Origin of the sequence: Haemophilus sp. HN_Hi10, from assembly GCF_049821985.1 — a bacterium.
In the GTDB taxonomy this organism is placed as follows: Bacteria; Pseudomonadota; Gammaproteobacteria; order Enterobacterales; family Pasteurellaceae; genus Haemophilus; species Haemophilus influenzae_D.
This window is the reverse complement of record NZ_CP187495.1, coordinates 1,687,150-1,702,355: the sequence shown is the minus strand read 5'-3', so window position 1 is coordinate 1,702,355 and position 15,206 is coordinate 1,687,150. Positions and strand designations below refer to the sequence as shown.

The following is a 15,206-nucleotide window of genomic DNA, read 5'->3' as shown; positions in this document are numbered from 1 at the left end:
GGATTTCAGATGTTAAGAATTTATGCTCCAGCATCTAGCGCAAATATTAGTGTAGGATTCGATACTTTAGGTGCTGCGATCTCTCCAATTGATGGTTCTTTGTTAGGCGATGTGGTTCAAATAGAATCTATTTCAAGTGGTTTTGAGTTAGAAAGTGCGGGCTATTTTGTTCGTAAATTACCGAAAGAACCGCAAAAAAATATTGTTTACCAAGCTTATGTGCTATTTACTGAGCAATTAAAATTATGCGGAGCAAATGTAAAACCTTTGCGTTTAACGCTGGAAAAAAATATGCCTATTGGCTCTGGTTTAGGCTCTAGTGCTTGTTCTATTGTTGCTGCATTAGTGGCATTAAATCAGTTTCATAATGAACCTTTTTCGAAAATGGAATTGCTTGAAATGATGGGAGAATTGGAAGGTCGTATTTCTGGTTCAATCCATTATGATAACGTCGCACCTTGCTATCTTGGCGGTGTGCAATTTATGGTGCAATCGCTTGGCAATATTTGTCAAAAACTGCCATTTTTTGATAATTGGTATTGGGTGTTGGCGTATCCAGGAATTGAAGTTTCTACTGCCGAAGCTCGTGCAATTTTACCGAAAAGCTATACTCGACAAGACGTGATTGCCCATGGTCGTCATTTAGGTGGCTTTGTGCATGCTTGCCATACCCATCAGGAAAACCTTGCGGCGATTATGATGAAAGATGTCATTGCCGAGCCTTATCGTGAATCTCTGTTACCTAATTTTGCTGAAGTAAAACAAGCTACGCGAGACTTAGGCGCACTTGCCACAGGTATTTCAGGTTCTGGACCAACAATTTTCTCTATTGCCCCTGATTTACAAACTGCAATTAAACTTTCAACTTATTTAGAGAATCATTATTTACAAAATAATGAAGGTTTTGTGCATGTATGTAAGGTCGATAACGAAGGCACAAGAGAAATTAAATAAGTTAATTTAAATAGATGAAATCAGATTAAAAACGGATTAAATATGAATTTATACAATATCAAACACCCAGAAGAACAAGTCACTTTTTCTCAGGCTGTTCGTCAAGGTCTTGGGCGGGATCAAGGTTTATTCTTTCCAGAAGTTATTCCGCAACTTAATAACATTGATGAATTACTTGAATTACCTCTTGTTGAGCGTAGCCAAAAAATTCTTGGTGCATTAATCGGTGAAGAATTGCCGAAAGCAACTTTAGATGAGATGGTGAAAAATGCATTCACTTTCACTGCACCGTTAGAAAAAGTTGAAGATAATATTTATGCGCTTGAATTATTTCATGGTCCCACATTAGCATTTAAAGACTTTGGTGGTCGTTTTATGGCACAAGCACTTGCTGCAGTACGTGGCGATGGCAAAATCACTATTTTAACGGCAACCTCTGGCGATACTGGAGCCGCTGTAGCACATGCGTTTTATGGATTAGAAAATATTAATGTAGTTATCCTTTATCCAAAAGGCAAAATCAGCCCATTACAAGAAAAGCTATTCTGTACTTTAGGTGGGAATATTCGTACTGTTGCTATTAACGCTGATTTCGATGCGTGTCAGGCTTTAATTAAGCAAGCCTTTGATGATGTTGAATTACGCCAAGCTATCGGACTTAACTCTGCAAATTCTATTAATATTAGCCGTTTATTAGCTCAAGTTTGTTATTACTTTGAGGCTGTCGCACAATTGCCAAAAGAAAAACGTGATAATGTTGTGGTTTCTGTGCCAAGTGGTAATTTTGGTAACTTAACTGCAGGGTTAATTGCAAAAACCTTAGGCTTGCCGATAAAACGCTTTATTGCCTCAACAAATGCAAATGATACAGTGCCACGTTATTTAAAATCGGGTAATTGGGAGCCTAAAACGACAGTTGCAACTCTTTCTAATGCAATGGATGTCAGTCGCCCAAATAATTGGCCGAGAGTGGAAGAATTGTGTAAACGAAATGATTGGAATTTAACTGATTTAGGTTCGGGTATGCTAAGTGATAGTGAAACAGAAGATACCTTAAAAGCGATGCAGGCGAAAGGTTATTTATGTGAACCTCACGGTGCGATAGCTTACCAAGTGCTGAAAGATCAACTTAAAGCGGGTGAAACAGGAATCTTCCTATGTACAGCACATCCAGCGAAATTTAAAGAATCCGTAGAACGTATTCTTGGTATTCAGCTTTCATTACCTGAAGCACTGGATAAACATAATCAGCTACCATTGCTTTCTGATGAAATGGATAATGATTTTGCACAACTACGGGCTTACTTATTGAAGTCATAAAGTGCGGTAAATTTTTATTGTGTTTTGGATAGCATCTGATTTTCAGGTGCTATTTTATTTTTAGAAAATAGGGTATTAAGATAAAAAATAAGGATGTACTAACTAATTAGTTTTATATTAATAGAAAGAATAGCTATTTATCAATAAGACAGTGATTTGAAAAAGTAGTATTAAATTTAGGCGATAAAAAAAGACGTTTCGCTGCTTGCTTTATTTTAATAAGTGGTGGGTCGTGAAGGATTCGAACCTTCGACCAACGGATTAAAAGTCCGCTGCTCTACCGACTGAGCTAACGACCCAATTAGATGATTTTAAAGTAAATTTTAAAATCTTTGGATTGGTGTTTAAATGGTGCCCGAAGCCAGACTTGAACTGGCACGCCTCGAAAGGCGAGGGATTTTAAATCCCTTGTGTACATCATTTAAGTTTGAAAACTATTTGTTTAGACCAATTCCGTGTACCTAGCCAATACACCATGATCTACCCACTAACGCTCTGTGGATAGGTTAGATCTTACACAAAAATACTAGTTTGTAAAGCCTGAATGTACTAATTTTAAAAATATTTTTGCAAGGAACACCCTTAGATGCTCCTTGCATACCTATCTAAAGCAATTCTGTATATTCTCTTATTGAATCAATATTATCTTCAATATAACTCAATGTAACTTTGACATCTTTATGTCCTAGTAATTGTTTGGCTATATATAGGTTTTCAGGTTTTTTCATTAGATTTGTTGCTGCTGTATGCCTAAATCTGTGAGGGGAGCTGATAATTCCCGTATATTTTGAAATAACTTTGAAGATATAGCTCACCTGGTTATTGGTCATTTTCTCTCCCTTTCGTTTAACAGCATTTGAAAATAAATTAATGTTAAATAGTTGAGATTCTACAGGCTGATTCAGTTTACTTAGTTCAGTTAATAATTTCTTTAGATAAGGATAAAGTGTCGTTGATATTGGAAGTATATGATACTCGTGATTTTTATTTATCTCAGATGGAATATGAATAACTTGATTCAGCAAATCTACATCTTTAATTCTTAATTTATTTAACTGAGAGCGTCGAATTGCCGTATAGCGGAAAGTCATAATTATGGTTTTAGTAAACCATAATGGGCGAAGAATAGGAGGAAGATGCTTTGATTCAGTGATTCCAAAGCTAAGTTTTTTTAAATCTGAAGAAGTATATACTTTCCTTTTCTTCTTTCCTTCTCTAATGAACAAACCATCGAAAGGGTTCTTTGTAAATGGGAGGAGTTGTTTTTCAATTCCAAATTTGAAAATAGTCTTTAGCTGACGAATATAGCTGTTCCACGTCACTTCAATGATAGATTGTCCAACAACTCTCTTTCTCCATTGGAGTATTAATGAGTCTGATATTTCATCAGGATATTGAATACTACAATTTTTCTGTAATTGTCTAATTGCTTTTTCATAGCTTTTAATAGTATCTATACGTAAATGACGGTATAAAAAAAAATTACTAAGTAACATATCAAATGTGGTTCTATTCACTTTCATTTTCCTCAATAAGTGATAAATGCAAATTATCAATTGGAATTCTATTACCGAAAAAATAGTCAGTTTTATCAATCAAATACCCAATCAATTGAGAGGTTTTTCTTGGGCCAATAACCTTACAGCGCCAAAAATTAATACTATCATTGTTTGATTGACGGTATTTCTTGTGTAATTTAAGATCTTGGAAACTATATTGCAAATTTTCGATATCTTTTTTAGTAAAGTTGGTAATGCCCTTACTATTGAAAAATAGCTGAAAGATTCCAGGTGTTACAAGGAAAAGTTTGCCTTTGACTATATGTAATTTAGCATTTGAATTATTAATAGTTAGGGTATTACCGATAATTCCGGATTTTAGCCATTCAACAAAAATCTCTCCTGAGACAGCCTCAGTTTCCTTTGTATCATCACCCACTGTTATAGATGGGGTTGAGGCGATTTTATTTATTTCGCTTTCTTGAGATGGTTTTTTATCAGTAGAGTCTTGAGGTTCTTCTACAGGTGAAAATAAATTCATTACCAAATCAGTCATATCCGTCTTAGTTTCAAAATTTTGAGTATTTTGAGAGGGGATATTTTCAGATAAAGCAGGTTTATTCACTGTATCAGTTATTACGGGAAGTTGTACTTCAGATTCTGTAATTATTGAGTTTTCTTCTTTAATATCTTCACTTGAACTTAATTGTTCTTCATTTTCAATATTGACTCGACCTAAAAATGTACCCGGTCTGTCATTAAGATTTTCCCAAGCTACTTCCGGTTTAATTCTGAGTAAAGAAAATGCTTTAGGTGGGCACCAGCCTGAATCAGCTTTAATTCGACAATGCCAAATTGCCGTACCGTCATTTGTACTTTCAATAATACCTAATGATTGCATTTCACTAAATAATTTAGGATTGTCAGAAGGGGCGGTGATACCTTGCTCCAGTAAATAAGCTCGTATTTGGTCTGCAGTAGGTTTGCTCATTAACCATAGAGCATCCTCTGTAAGCCAACCATCTGAAGGACCTTTAGGGGTGTTAATTTTAAATTTATGTTGCAGTAAATGACGTAAAGCCATAACCAGTTGCTTCGCAAATGAAGTTATAGGTTTTTGAGTTAATTTTGATACATCACCACCTAAAGCAAGCGTTACACTGTTTTGGTCTGCTTTTTGTACTATTTCAGATAGTAAACCTGATTTGTCTTTATGATCAGCCATCGCATACATTAGTGATGAAAAAGCTTCCGGGTATTCAGCTAACCATGCAAACGCTTCTTTTGGTATTAAATAGTTTGCAAGGAAACTTCCCATAACAGGATGCAGATCATAATCTCGCCCTTTAATGTATTTGAATTTATAAGGTTGAGTCGGAACCCCCAACCAAGGGAACCAACGAGAACCATCTTTTAATTGTATCTCTATATCAACAATAACTTTACCAATGTCATGAACCAATGCAGCATAAATAACAGCAGCAGTCCAAGCATCACGTTGCTTAGATTGTTCTTCCGGAGCAGCATTTTGTGGCAATACATAACTTTGTCGTAATTTAGCTGAAAATGAAAGAACTTCTAGGCCATGATCAAGCATACCACCTAAATGTGAGTGATGATGTGATTCTGAGGCAGGTAATAATTGAACCATTTCAGCATAGCGCTCGATCGGTTTTTTGTAGAGTTCATTAAACATATCTTGCGTCATTGATACTTGTTGCCAAAGTAAGTTTAAATATTTCTGGCGTAATTCAGAATTGAGTAATTCTGACGCAGTAAAGGGGGTTATCCATCCCTCATCATCCACTTTGAATGTTGATAAATTAAGATTTTTTAGAGAGGATGTGATATTAAGGGAATCTTGTTTTTTCCCTCTGATTTTATGAAAAATAGATGAAAGCATAACTCAGAACCTTTTTTGTAAAAGAATATTGATTTATGCATCGATCTCAATAAATAAATAATTCTAAATCGGAGATAAATATTACAGCCATTTTGAAAGCCTTTTGGCCTTTTCAGGTAGGACCTTTCCCTTGGAAAGGTTACCTTTATTACATTACCCTTAATCCCGTTAGGGATTCCTTTAACCTTTTGTTTTTTTTGCTACAATAATAACAATTACAAAAAAAGAAGAAAAATATGAAGTTTGAAATTAAAGATAACCAGGTTGTTATAGCTTCTTACCCTAGCAAAGAAACAATATTAAAACATAATGGAGAAATAACTATATACTCTATAATTAGGCGTTATAAAGAACGAAGAGGGAAATGCAGACCTATCGGTGATAATTGCCCTATGTTGTATGCCATGAAAGGAGCTGAAGGGTTAACAACAGATATTGAAACTATCTATGCTGTATATGAATACGCTAAAAAACTGATTGATGAATATCCATTTGAAGAACATATCGAACAACCATTTGATGTGATCATACTCATGCCATCTAAACATAGTATTGGGCGTAATTTAGCTCGTTTATTACAGCAAAAATTTAACATAAATATTATTGATAATTTTCTCAGGAAAAAAACGCCTAAAACATTGATTGAGGATGTTATAAGTGATAACACAATTCCCCCGGATAAAAAACAGTCCTTAATTACTGCATTAAAGAGAAGCGAAGGGGGATTATCAATAAAAGACATAGCTCCGAAGAATAGATGCTACTTACATATTTTTTGTGGTGATCATGTAAAATTACCAGCTGATGCTAAACATGTATTACTCGTTGACGATATATCTTCTTCAGGAACAACATTTGAAAGCGCGGCAGCAGTGATTAGACAATATTGCAAACAAGTTGAAATGATCTCAGCAGTTACATTATTTGCACCGATTAAATGAGTTTTAAGTAACGATTAGCTATTGTCATTAATCATAAGAATTAATCATAAGAATTAATCATAAGAGTTAAAATTAGATTGACATTTAATTAGTAAATACTTAACATTAAGCACATCTAAGAGATTAGATTGACAGGGTAAATGTCCCCTCGGTCATAAAACATAGCAGGGACCCGCAGAGTGCAACTTCGGCCAGCTTATAATGAGCAAGTAGAAGGAGTTCTAGGCAGCGGCTAGAAAAATAATGAAACAATGGGGAGCTTGGCTCCCCATCATTTTATCTATTAGGATATACCAGTTCATTATAATCTTTTAGGTAATATTGGTTAGGTAAATTAACCTTCTCTCCATTAACCTTATCGTATCCTCTATCAACTCTGCTGAGTAATTCATTTACCAGCATGAATGATAATGTCTTTTTTATAAACCCTTTTGGAATTCCTGTTTTTTCAGTTATCTTGAGATAAGATGCCATTGAATACTTAAACTTTTTATCTCTTATTGCAGAAAAATAAATGAATAATTTTAGTGCATACAATTCAATTTGTGAACGCAACGAGAAGCTTCTACAAAATATGCCTTCTAGCTCATGAATTGGGACTTTACACCACGTTTTATCTTCATTTTGATTCACTATATATTGGTTTGTTCTTCCAATTCTCTTAATTGAAATAATATTATTGGATTCCAATACTTTTAACCCCATGCTTATAGATTGCCTACTAATACCTAGACTCTCTGAAAATTCTTTATAAGTAAAATTTGTTATCAACTCATCATTAAATTCATCTTTTTGTGCCTTACTTACGATAATTAAAAATATCATTAATGCAGCAATGTTTGCTGCATTCATTTGATTTTGGTTATTAGATGAGTATCTAAATTTTTTTAGACCACCGTCAATAACCCATCTACTCGGCATTTTGGACCAATATTTCATTTTTTTTTGTACACCCATAAAAATAGACTCATACATAAGAACATAAATCCAATACCAATTGAAAGATCGGTTAATTCAGTTACAAAGGTAGATAAATGATCTAAATTGAAGTTTGATAAAACGGTCATGATTAATGATAAAAATCTCTGTATTTGCATATTGATAAACTCCTATATAAATTTTTATACGGTATATTTATCTTTATACGACCCTAATATCTAGATATAGTTTTTATAAAATCCCCATAGAAACGTAATAAAATCAAATTGTTACTTATTAAAAATCAGTCTTTATTTTAAACTAATTAGTTCATAATGGATAGATTTATTCACTATACATTTCATCCAGGCTATCATAATCGCTATATTCATTCTCTGATTCAGTTGTATCTTCGTTTAATTCTGATTCTAATGTTCTTCGGTCTTCATCACCTAAAAATTTCCAGTAGTTACAAATCAACTCCTTTTCGCCATATTTTTCCCATACTCCTGGATAAAAGTATTCTGCTTCAACGTGACAAATCCCTCCTTCGTGAGGGTCTCTTATATTAGCTATAGATTCAAGACTTTGAGTTGCAATAATACACGTGATATAGAGTAGATGGCGTTTCATAGTTGGGTCAGTATTTTAAAAATGACTAATTCTAAACATCCTATCCAATACTAAGTAGCTTTATTTAGAAACTCTCCTGAAGATAAAAATAAATTATCAATGATGATACAGGGCTAAATCTATATTATTTGTCTAGAAACTTTGATTTTGGTTTTTAGACGGTCTAAAAACTAGAGAAGGGTAAGATTTTAGACTGGCAATATTAGGTAGTCTAAAAAGTATTGAATTTTGAGCAAGGAGTAAAAAATGGATGCGGCTTTTGAAGAGGCAAAAAATACCCTTATGGAGTTTTCATTTGTCAATATCGCTCTTGTTTTTTGTATTATGTTTTGTTTTATTTTATTTCGTTTTATTGGAAAAAAACTAAAAAACAAGAAAAATATAGGAAGATATGAACAAATCCAAAAAAGAATGAATCTAGACGATGTAAAAGATAAATTAAGAAAGCTTTAAGTTTTGCACACATAGGAGGCGATTTATGAATTATGCTTTAATAGGAGCATTATTTTTTTTAATGGTTATAAATTTAACGTCAGGACTAAAAGGGAAAGATGGAAAAGAAAAAATCAAGGTTATTTTTTCTTTCTTTTGGTTCTTTCTACTCTTTGGAGTATTGATGATCTCTTATCATTATTTTAGTAGTCAAATATCAGAAAATCCAATAATCCAAAAAATCACTCAATAGGTATTAAACAAAGAAATAAGGAGTTAATTATGGACTATGATTATCAAAAAGGCTTTGAAGAAGGTTATAGAATGATTATGGGAGCATCCGCATTGCTACCTTTAGCACCTATTCAACCATTGACACCGCTTGGAAGCACTCCATTTAGAGAGGGATTAAAAGCTGGTATAAATTTAGCTAAAAGAAATAACCAACAGTCATTTAATAACATTTTTAAATAATTTTAAGAGAAAAGATGGCATTAATAGGATTCGCTCGAGTATCAACTCAACAGCAGGATTTGAGTGAACAGATTCAAGCATTAAAAGAATACGGCTGTAAAAAAATTTTTTCAGGTAAACATTCCGGTAAAGCTGAGAAAAATAAAGCACAATTGGATGAACTACTGGATTATGTTCGAGAGGGTGATGTCGTTGCAGGCAATCCTGCTAAAGATTGCTTCTCGGATCACTAACATGAATCGCTCGCTATCTTTATAAGATAGGTCATGGCGGTTAGTTCCGTTGGCTCTTTTCTTATCGAAACGTATTCGATTACTTTTATTCAGTTTTCAAAGAACAATGGCTCGTTAGCCTATCAAAACACATTGAAAGCTCAATATGCTTTGGTGGAATAACAAACCTCCCTGTTCGGGAAGCGTGGAATGGTTTAGCACGCTTCCACGAAAGGAGAGAGGATATTACTTAATTTCAAATGACAAAATCTTTGTAATCAGTCTGGTTTCCATTCTTCCACGTAAGACTTCATCAACGACCATACTTTGATTGCCATATTCATCTTTCATAAGTCGTAGGGAACGCTTCGTTATGTACCCTCTGTAATGATGTAGAATCTGGTTAATCGCTTCGGTATCGCCATCTGTTGCCTTTACAATGAGAGGAAAGGGAATCATAGGATATTGTGTTTTCATTCTTCAAATTCCTCCATAAACTTTTTAATTAAGGCTAGTCCACTGGTTCTATGCCGATAGACAGTAGAACGGTTCAATTTCAACAGGTCTGTAATTTCTGAATCGCTCATGTCCATAAAGTAAAACAGCAGTAGAATTTCACGTTTCTTGTCTGGCAACTCACGTAATGCTTCACTCAACAAATCATTTTCAACGCCTACTGATAACCCATTGAGTGTAAAAATCTGAAAGTCAGTTGAATAGTTATCTGTTGTCGCAAACTGGCTAACAAGATAATCGCCAACATCCGAAAAGGACACCTCACGCTTTGCAATCCTTGAAAGATAAAGCATATAATTCTTTCGCTCGTCTTCCATAGCACGTTTACAGATATAGTCAAACTGATTTTCTATTGTGGTCTGAAAAGAAGATGGTTTCATGTTTCTCACCCCCTTTCTGTCTAGGAAAGGAAGTGAGCCTTGCTCGTTTATCTCCTTTCACTCTTAGTCCCAATGTGAAAGGGGGATTTGTTGCATTACTGATAAATAAACTTTGTAAAAAAGTTCTGAATAGCCAAAAAAGCATATAAACAGATTTATTTCTCTGTTTACATGCTTCTGTTATTCTATCTATATGATTTATAAAACCACATTGGTGGACGTACTTATCTATTGCAGATAGACGACTTTTTTTGACAAGAACCCAATGTAAGGAAATTTATTGTATATGATGTACTTCATGGCGACGTTGACCTCCAACAAACCGCCATTTGGAAGTAATATACAATATTTTAACAGCGTAAATAGCACTACCATATAACGGTTTTTTTATTGGCGTTTAGTAGTGCTTTTTATTAAATATAAACCTATAAACCATATAACACGTTTTTCTATACCTGTTTTTAATTCAGTAGGAACAATAAAATGTATAGAGGTGGTCTACTATGCGTAAAAAAGAAGATAAATATGATTTTAGAGCCTTTGGTTTAGCCATTAAAGAAGCTCGATTGAAACGAGGTTTAACTCGTGAACAAGTGGGAGCATTGATTGAAATTGACCCACGGTACTTAACTAATATTGAAAATAAAGGGCAACACCCCAGCATACAAGTTCTTTATGACCTTGTATCGTTACTTCATGTTTCCGTTGATGAATTTTTCTTACCTGCTAATAACTTGGTAAAAAGCACCCGACGATTACAGATAGAGAAATACATGGATAGCTTTACAGACAAAGAACTATCCTTAATGGAATCTTTAGCCAGCGGTATCAACGAAGCAAGAAACATCGAAGACTAATTAAAAGAATCCATACATAACGGAAAGAGCCGATAAAATGAGATTGTATTAATCTCATTTTATCGGCTCTGCGTCTTTGCGTCTGGCTCTGTAATCACAGTTACTTTGAACTGCTTTATTTCAATTAAATTTTCTTGTCTGCATTTCGGACAATAGAGGGGGAATTTTTTTAATTCAGTATCTTCCCTTATCTTTAATCGTGTTTTATTTCCACATACAGGACATGTTGAGGCGGTAAGTTTGCTAGTCAAGGAGTAAAACGACGAAGATTAGCATTTACTTCCGCCCATGCGATAGCTGTCCGTGATTGACAAGTGCTAGCACGCAGACAGAACGGAGATAGCGAACCGCTGAGTGTGTCGCTCTGCTCGTAAAAGCTTAGAAACCTTTGAACGAAAGGGATAATGAAAGCCTTGATTGCAAGGCTTTTTGCTTTATGGTGGGTAAGTATCAGAGTGAGAAAATTTTTGGAATGAGTAGAAGTGATAGCTAGAAATTATCAGTTTCTATTTCCATTTACCCTGTGGGTACGTGTTTGTTTCCATTGACAAGGAGTTTGTGGGAATAGAAATGTACCCACCTTGTTTGAATCAAGTGAAGTGTAGTTGAAGGAAATCTGTTGAAAGCAATACTTCATTTTACCGAATAAGTAATAATTTAGGCAACTTCAAATCGATTAAAAAAAACTATTTTAAAGGTTAAGAGTAGACAAAAATTGTCCACTCTTTTTTGCAAACTCAATTTATCAATAAATGAAATGAGGGAATGTAAAATGAAATATTTTGAGGTTGAGTTAGAAAATCCTGATGAATTTTTAAAACTACAAACAGAAGATTTTGTGAAAGCTAATCGCTTGCTACTAAGGAAGATAATCCAGAGCGTTACAGTCTATGAAGAAAACTTCGTCATATCCTTTAAATCTGGCATCGAATTGGAAGTATGAGTCTCATTCCATAACTTTTATATTGAACATATCATCTTGTTGTGTTATACTATAAATTGATATAAACAAAGATGTAGGAGGAACCGAAACTATGACAGCCTCAATGCGTTTAAGATAAGCTGGCAATAAAAAAAGCAGAATCTATACCCGATGATAGGCTTTTTTGTTGTGCTTATTTATACGATATTGAGCATTCATTAGTTACGGTGAGGATATTGGTTATTTAACTATACCTTTATTTAACTATGTCTTTAATATGAATGTTTCCAAATTGTATGTATGCAGACCAAAAGCCACATTGTGGGGTTTGGCCTGCATTTTTTATTGCCTAGAATGCTATTCAAAATAGAAATTCAAGCAAAATAATATGCAGGAGATAATATAAATGGAAAAATACAACAATTGGAAACGAAAATTTTATGCAATATGGGCAGGGCAAGCAGTATCATTAATCACTAGTGCCATCCTGCAAATGGCGATTATTTTTTACCTTACAGAAAAAACAGGATCTGCGATGGTCTTGTCTATGGCTTCATTAGTAGGTTTTTTACCCTATGCGATTTTGGGACCTGCCATTGGTGTGCTAGTGGATCGTCATGATAGGAAGAAGATAATGATTGGTGCCGATTTAATTATCGCAGCAGCTGGTGCAGTGCTTGCTATTGTTGCATTCTGTATGGAGCTACCTGTCTGGATGATTATGATAGTATTGTTTATCCGTAGCATTGGAACAGCTTTTCATACCCCAGCACTCAATGCGGTTACACCACTTTTAGTACCAGAAGAACAGCTAACGAAATGCGCAGGCTATAGTCAGTCTTTGCAGTCTATAAGCTATATTGTTAGTCCGGCAGTTGCAGCACTCTTATACTCCGTTTGGGATTTAAATGCTATTATTGCCATCGACGTATTGGGTGCTGTGATTGCATCTATTACGGTAGCAATTGTACGTATACCTAAGCTGGGTAATCAAGTGCAAAGTTTAGAACCAAATTTCATAAGGGAGATGAAAGAAGGAGTTGTGGTTCTGAGACAAAACAAAGGATTGTTTGCCTTATTACTCTTAGGAACACTATATACTTTTGTTTATATGCCAATCAATGCACTATTTCCTTTAATAAGCATGGAACACTTTAATGGAACGCCTGTGCATATTTCTATTACGGAAATTTCCTTTGCATTTGGGATGCTAGCAGGAGGCTTATTATTAGGAAGATTAGGGGGCTTCGAAAAGCATGTATTACTAATAACAAGTTCATTTTTTATAATGGGGACCAGTTTAGCCGTTTCGGGAATACTTCCTCCAAATGGATTTGTAATATTCGTAGTTTGCTGTGCAATAATGGGGCTTTCGGTGCCATTTTATAGCGGTGTGCAAACAGCTCTTTTTCAGGAGAAAATTAAGCCTGAATATTTAGGACGTGTATTTTCTTTGATCGGAAGTATCATGTCACTTGCTATGCCAATTGGGTTAATTCTTTCTGGATTCTTTGCTGATAAAATCGGTGTAAATCATTGGTTTTTACTATCAGGTATTTTAATTATTGGCATTGCTATAGTTTGCCAAATGATAACTGAGGTTAGAAAATTAGATTTAAAATAAACAATATTGGAGGAATATTTATGTATCTTATTTTCATGTAACTCTTCCTGCTAAAATCGCAGGGTTTTCCCTGCATACAAGCAAATGAAAGCATGCGATTATAGACAGGAGGAAATGTTATGGAATTAATATTAAAAGCAAAAGACATTCGTGTGGAATTCAAAGGACGCGATGTTTTAGATATAAATGAATTAGAAGTATATGATTATGACCGTATTGGTTTAGTAGGAGCAAATGGTGCTGGAAAAAGCACTTTACTCAGGGTACTTTTAGGAGAATTAACTCCCCCAGGATGTAAAATGAATCGTCTGGGTGAACTTGCCTATATTCCCCAGTTGGACGAAGTAACTCTGCAGGAGGAAAAAGATTTTGCACTTGTAGGCAAGCTAGGTGTTGAGCAATTAAATATACAGACTATGAGCGGTGGTGAAGAAACAAGGCTTAAAATAGCACAGGCCTTATCGGCACAGGTTCATGGTATTTTAGCGGATGAACCTACGAGCCATTTAGACCGTGAAGGAATTGATTTTCTAATAGGACAGCTAAAATATTTTACAGGTGCACTGTTAGTTATTAGCCATGACCGCTATTTTCTTGATGAAATAGTAGATAAAATATGGGAACTGAAAGATGGCAAAATCACTGAGTATTGGGGAAACTATTCTGATTATCTTCGTCAGAAAGAGGAAGAACGTAAGAGCCAAGCTGCAGAATACGAACAATTTATTGCGGAACGTGCCCGATTGGAAAGGGCTGCGGAGGAAAAGCGAAAACAGGCTCGTAAAATAGAACAGAAGGCAAAAGGTTCTTCAAAGAAAAAAAGTACTGAAGACGGAGGGCGTTTAGCTCATCAAAAATCAATAGGAAGTAAGGAAAAAAAGATGTATAATGCTGCTAAAACCCTAGAGCACAGGATTGCGGCCTTAGGAAAAGTAGAAGCTCCGGAAGGCATTCGCAGAATTCGTTTCAGGCAAAGTAAAGCATTGGAGCTCCATAATCCATACCCTATAGTCGGTGCAGAAATTAATAAAGTATTTGGGGATAAGGCTCTGTTTGAAAATGCATCTTTTCAAATTCCGTTAGGAGCAAAAGTGGCGTTAACTGGTGGTAATGGAATCGGAAAAACAACTTTAATCCAAATGATCTTAAACCATGAAGAAGGAATTTCTATTTCGCCTAAGGCAAAAATAGGTTACTTTGCACAGAATGGTTACAAGTACAACAGTAATCAGAATGTTATGGAGTTTATGCAGAAGGATTGTGACTACAATATATCAGAAATTCGTTCAGTGCTAGCATCTATGGGGTTCAAACAGAACGATATTGGAAAAAGTTTATCTGTTTTAAGCGGTGGAGAAATTATAAAATTGTTGCTTGCTAAAATGCTCATGGGTAGATATAACATCCTAATAATGGATGAACCCAGTAACTTCCTTGACATACCAAGTTTAGAGGCTTTGGAAATACTAATGAAGGAGTACACCGGAACTATCGTGTTTATCACCCACGATAAACGATTACTCGAAAATGTAGCAGATGTAGTTTATGAAATTAGAGATAAGAAAATAAATCTGAAACATTAAATTTAAGGTAGTCGCTGGTCAGTATAGTCTGTTCTGGT

Annotated in this window: 16 protein-coding genes, 1 tRNA gene and 1 pseudogene; 10 read left to right on the top strand and 8 right to left on the bottom strand. The window is 34.8% G+C overall.

All coding sequences use genetic code 11. From position 1 onward, the window contains the following. Nucleotides 1-9: 9 nt before the first annotated feature. Both thrB and thrC read left to right on the top strand, forming a co-directional pair. Nucleotides 10-954: a homoserine kinase gene (thrB, locus tag ACPT8Q_RS08460; RefSeq protein WP_050948532.1), complete on the top strand. Its 945-nt coding sequence runs from the start codon at nt 10-12 to the stop codon at nt 952-954. A 42-nt stretch (nt 955-996) separates the two neighbouring features. Further along, complete coding sequence (thrC, locus tag ACPT8Q_RS08455) at nt 997-2,274, top strand: threonine synthase (RefSeq protein ID WP_050948531.1); 1,278 nt, start codon at nt 997-999, stop codon at nt 2,272-2,274. A gap of 223 nt (nt 2,275-2,497) precedes the next feature. Here thrC and ACPT8Q_RS08450 read toward each other — a convergent pair. The 3 genes from ACPT8Q_RS08450 to mobH form a co-directional block, all read right to left on the bottom strand. After that, nucleotides 2,498-2,573 (bottom strand) — tRNA-Lys (locus tag ACPT8Q_RS08450). 306 nt (nt 2,574-2,879) lie between these two features. Continuing rightward, nucleotides 2,880-3,722 carry a tyrosine-type recombinase/integrase gene (locus tag ACPT8Q_RS08445; protein ID WP_080358713.1) on the bottom strand — a complete coding sequence of 281 codons (843 nt, stop codon included), beginning with the start codon at nt 3,720-3,722 and terminating at the stop codon, nt 2,880-2,882. Between the two features lie 61 nt (nt 3,723-3,783). After that, complete coding sequence (mobH, locus tag ACPT8Q_RS08440; protein WP_070583407.1) at nt 3,784-5,676, bottom strand: MobH family relaxase; 1,893 nt, start codon at nt 5,674-5,676, stop codon at nt 3,784-3,786. Nucleotides 5,677-5,912: 236 nt separating this feature from the next. On the opposite strand from mobH, the gene ACPT8Q_RS08435 reads away from it, so the two are divergent. After that, nucleotides 5,913-6,617, top strand: coding sequence for a phosphoribosyltransferase (locus ACPT8Q_RS08435; RefSeq protein ID WP_425627518.1), 705 nt, complete (start codon nt 5,913-5,915; stop codon nt 6,615-6,617). Between the two features lie 276 nt (nt 6,618-6,893). Here ACPT8Q_RS08435 and ACPT8Q_RS08430 read toward each other — a convergent pair whose 3' ends face one another. Together ACPT8Q_RS08430 and ACPT8Q_RS08425 are read right to left on the bottom strand one after the other, a co-directional pair. After that, entirely contained in the window at nt 6,894-7,574 is a 681-nt protein-coding gene (locus ACPT8Q_RS08430) for an ArsR family transcriptional regulator (protein WP_227411644.1), read from the bottom strand. Nucleotides 7,575-7,880: 306 nt separating this feature from the next. Further along, the gene (locus ACPT8Q_RS08425) at nt 7,881-8,168 is read right to left on the bottom strand and encodes a hypothetical protein (RefSeq protein WP_070583400.1); all 288 of its coding nucleotides are present in this window, start codon (nt 8,166-8,168) and stop codon (nt 7,881-7,883) included. Between the two features lie 246 nt (nt 8,169-8,414). Between ACPT8Q_RS08425 and ACPT8Q_RS08420 the strand changes: the two genes are divergently transcribed. The 4 genes and pseudogenes from ACPT8Q_RS08420 to ACPT8Q_RS08405 all read left to right on the top strand — a co-directional run. Then, nucleotides 8,415-8,621 carry a hypothetical protein gene (locus tag ACPT8Q_RS08420; protein WP_204705023.1) on the top strand — a complete coding sequence of 69 codons (207 nt, stop codon included), beginning with the start codon at nt 8,415-8,417 and terminating at the stop codon, nt 8,619-8,621. 25 nt (nt 8,622-8,646) lie between these two features. Next, nucleotides 8,647-8,853: a hypothetical protein gene (locus ACPT8Q_RS08415; protein WP_204705025.1), complete on the top strand. Its 207-nt coding sequence runs from the start codon at nt 8,647-8,649 to the stop codon at nt 8,851-8,853. Between the two features lie 29 nt (nt 8,854-8,882). After that, nucleotides 8,883-9,074: a hypothetical protein gene (locus tag ACPT8Q_RS08410; RefSeq protein WP_005653495.1), complete on the top strand. Its 192-nt coding sequence runs from the start codon at nt 8,883-8,885 to the stop codon at nt 9,072-9,074. 14 nt (nt 9,075-9,088) lie between these two features. Further along, nucleotides 9,089-9,271, top strand: a pseudogene (locus ACPT8Q_RS08405) (recombinase family protein); the annotation flags it as partial. Between the two features lie 261 nt (nt 9,272-9,532). On the opposite strand, the gene ACPT8Q_RS08400 reads toward ACPT8Q_RS08405, so the two are convergent. Both ACPT8Q_RS08400 and ACPT8Q_RS08395 read right to left on the bottom strand, forming a co-directional pair. Beyond that, the gene (locus ACPT8Q_RS08400; protein ID WP_000857133.1) at nt 9,533-9,763 is read right to left on the bottom strand and encodes a helix-turn-helix domain-containing protein; all 231 of its coding nucleotides are present in this window, start codon (nt 9,761-9,763) and stop codon (nt 9,533-9,535) included. Beyond that, nucleotides 9,760-10,182, bottom strand: coding sequence for a sigma-70 family RNA polymerase sigma factor (locus ACPT8Q_RS08395; protein WP_016399599.1), 423 nt, complete (start codon nt 10,180-10,182; stop codon nt 9,760-9,762). Before ACPT8Q_RS08395 ends, ACPT8Q_RS08400 begins: the two co-directional genes overlap by 4 nt. A gap of 503 nt (nt 10,183-10,685) precedes the next feature. Here ACPT8Q_RS08395 and ACPT8Q_RS08390 point away from each other — a divergent pair. Continuing rightward, on the top strand, nt 10,686-11,039 hold the full coding sequence (locus ACPT8Q_RS08390; protein WP_001227347.1) for a helix-turn-helix transcriptional regulator: 354 nt from the start codon (nt 10,686-10,688) through the stop codon (nt 11,037-11,039). 59 nt (nt 11,040-11,098) lie between these two features. Here the strand turns inward: ACPT8Q_RS08390 and ACPT8Q_RS08385 are convergent, their stop codons facing one another. Beyond that, nucleotides 11,099-11,290, bottom strand: coding sequence for a cysteine-rich KTR domain-containing protein (locus tag ACPT8Q_RS08385; RefSeq protein ID WP_001860868.1), 192 nt, complete (start codon nt 11,288-11,290; stop codon nt 11,099-11,101). Between the two features lie 1,077 nt (nt 11,291-12,367). Between ACPT8Q_RS08385 and mef(A) the strand changes: the two genes are divergently transcribed. Further along, the gene (gene mef(A) / locus ACPT8Q_RS08380; protein WP_000417519.1) at nt 12,368-13,585 is read left to right on the top strand and encodes a macrolide efflux MFS transporter Mef(A); all 1,218 of its coding nucleotides are present in this window, start codon (nt 12,368-12,370) and stop codon (nt 13,583-13,585) included. Nucleotides 13,586-13,704: 119 nt separating this feature from the next. Next, on the top strand, nt 13,705-15,168 hold the full coding sequence (msr(D), locus tag ACPT8Q_RS08375; RefSeq protein ID WP_000420313.1) for an ABC-F type ribosomal protection protein Msr(D): 1,464 nt from the start codon (nt 13,705-13,707) through the stop codon (nt 15,166-15,168). Nucleotides 15,169-15,206 lie beyond the last annotated feature (38 nt).

What these genes read in the sequence shown, in the direction of transcription:
- thrB (WP_050948532.1), top strand. Translation starts at nt 10, where the DNA reads ATGTTAAGAATTTATGCTCCAGCATCTAGCGCAAATATTAGTGTAGGA.
- thrC (WP_050948531.1), top strand. Translation starts at nt 997, where the DNA reads ATGAATTTATACAATATCAAACACCCAGAAGAACAAGTCACTTTTTCT.
- mobH (WP_070583407.1), bottom strand. Translation starts at nt 5,676, where the DNA reads ATGCTTTCATCTATTTTTCATAAAATCAGAGGGAAAAAACAAGATTCC.
- ACPT8Q_RS08435 (WP_425627518.1), top strand. Translation starts at nt 5,913, where the DNA reads ATGAAGTTTGAAATTAAAGATAACCAGGTTGTTATAGCTTCTTACCCT.
- ACPT8Q_RS08430 (WP_227411644.1), bottom strand. Translation starts at nt 7,574, where the DNA reads ATGGGTGTACAAAAAAAAATGAAATATTGGTCCAAAATGCCGAGTAGA.
- ACPT8Q_RS08425 (WP_070583400.1), bottom strand. Translation starts at nt 8,168, where the DNA reads ATGAAACGCCATCTACTCTATATCACGTGTATTATTGCAACTCAAAGT.
- ACPT8Q_RS08420 (WP_204705023.1), top strand. Translation starts at nt 8,415, where the DNA reads ATGGATGCGGCTTTTGAAGAGGCAAAAAATACCCTTATGGAGTTTTCA.
- ACPT8Q_RS08415 (WP_204705025.1), top strand. Translation starts at nt 8,647, where the DNA reads ATGAATTATGCTTTAATAGGAGCATTATTTTTTTTAATGGTTATAAAT.
- ACPT8Q_RS08410 (WP_005653495.1), top strand. Translation starts at nt 8,883, where the DNA reads ATGGACTATGATTATCAAAAAGGCTTTGAAGAAGGTTATAGAATGATT.
- ACPT8Q_RS08400 (WP_000857133.1), bottom strand. Translation starts at nt 9,763, where the DNA reads ATGAAAACACAATATCCTATGATTCCCTTTCCTCTCATTGTAAAGGCA.
- ACPT8Q_RS08395 (WP_016399599.1), bottom strand. Translation starts at nt 10,182, where the DNA reads ATGAAACCATCTTCTTTTCAGACCACAATAGAAAATCAGTTTGACTAT.
- ACPT8Q_RS08390 (WP_001227347.1), top strand. Translation starts at nt 10,686, where the DNA reads ATGCGTAAAAAAGAAGATAAATATGATTTTAGAGCCTTTGGTTTAGCC.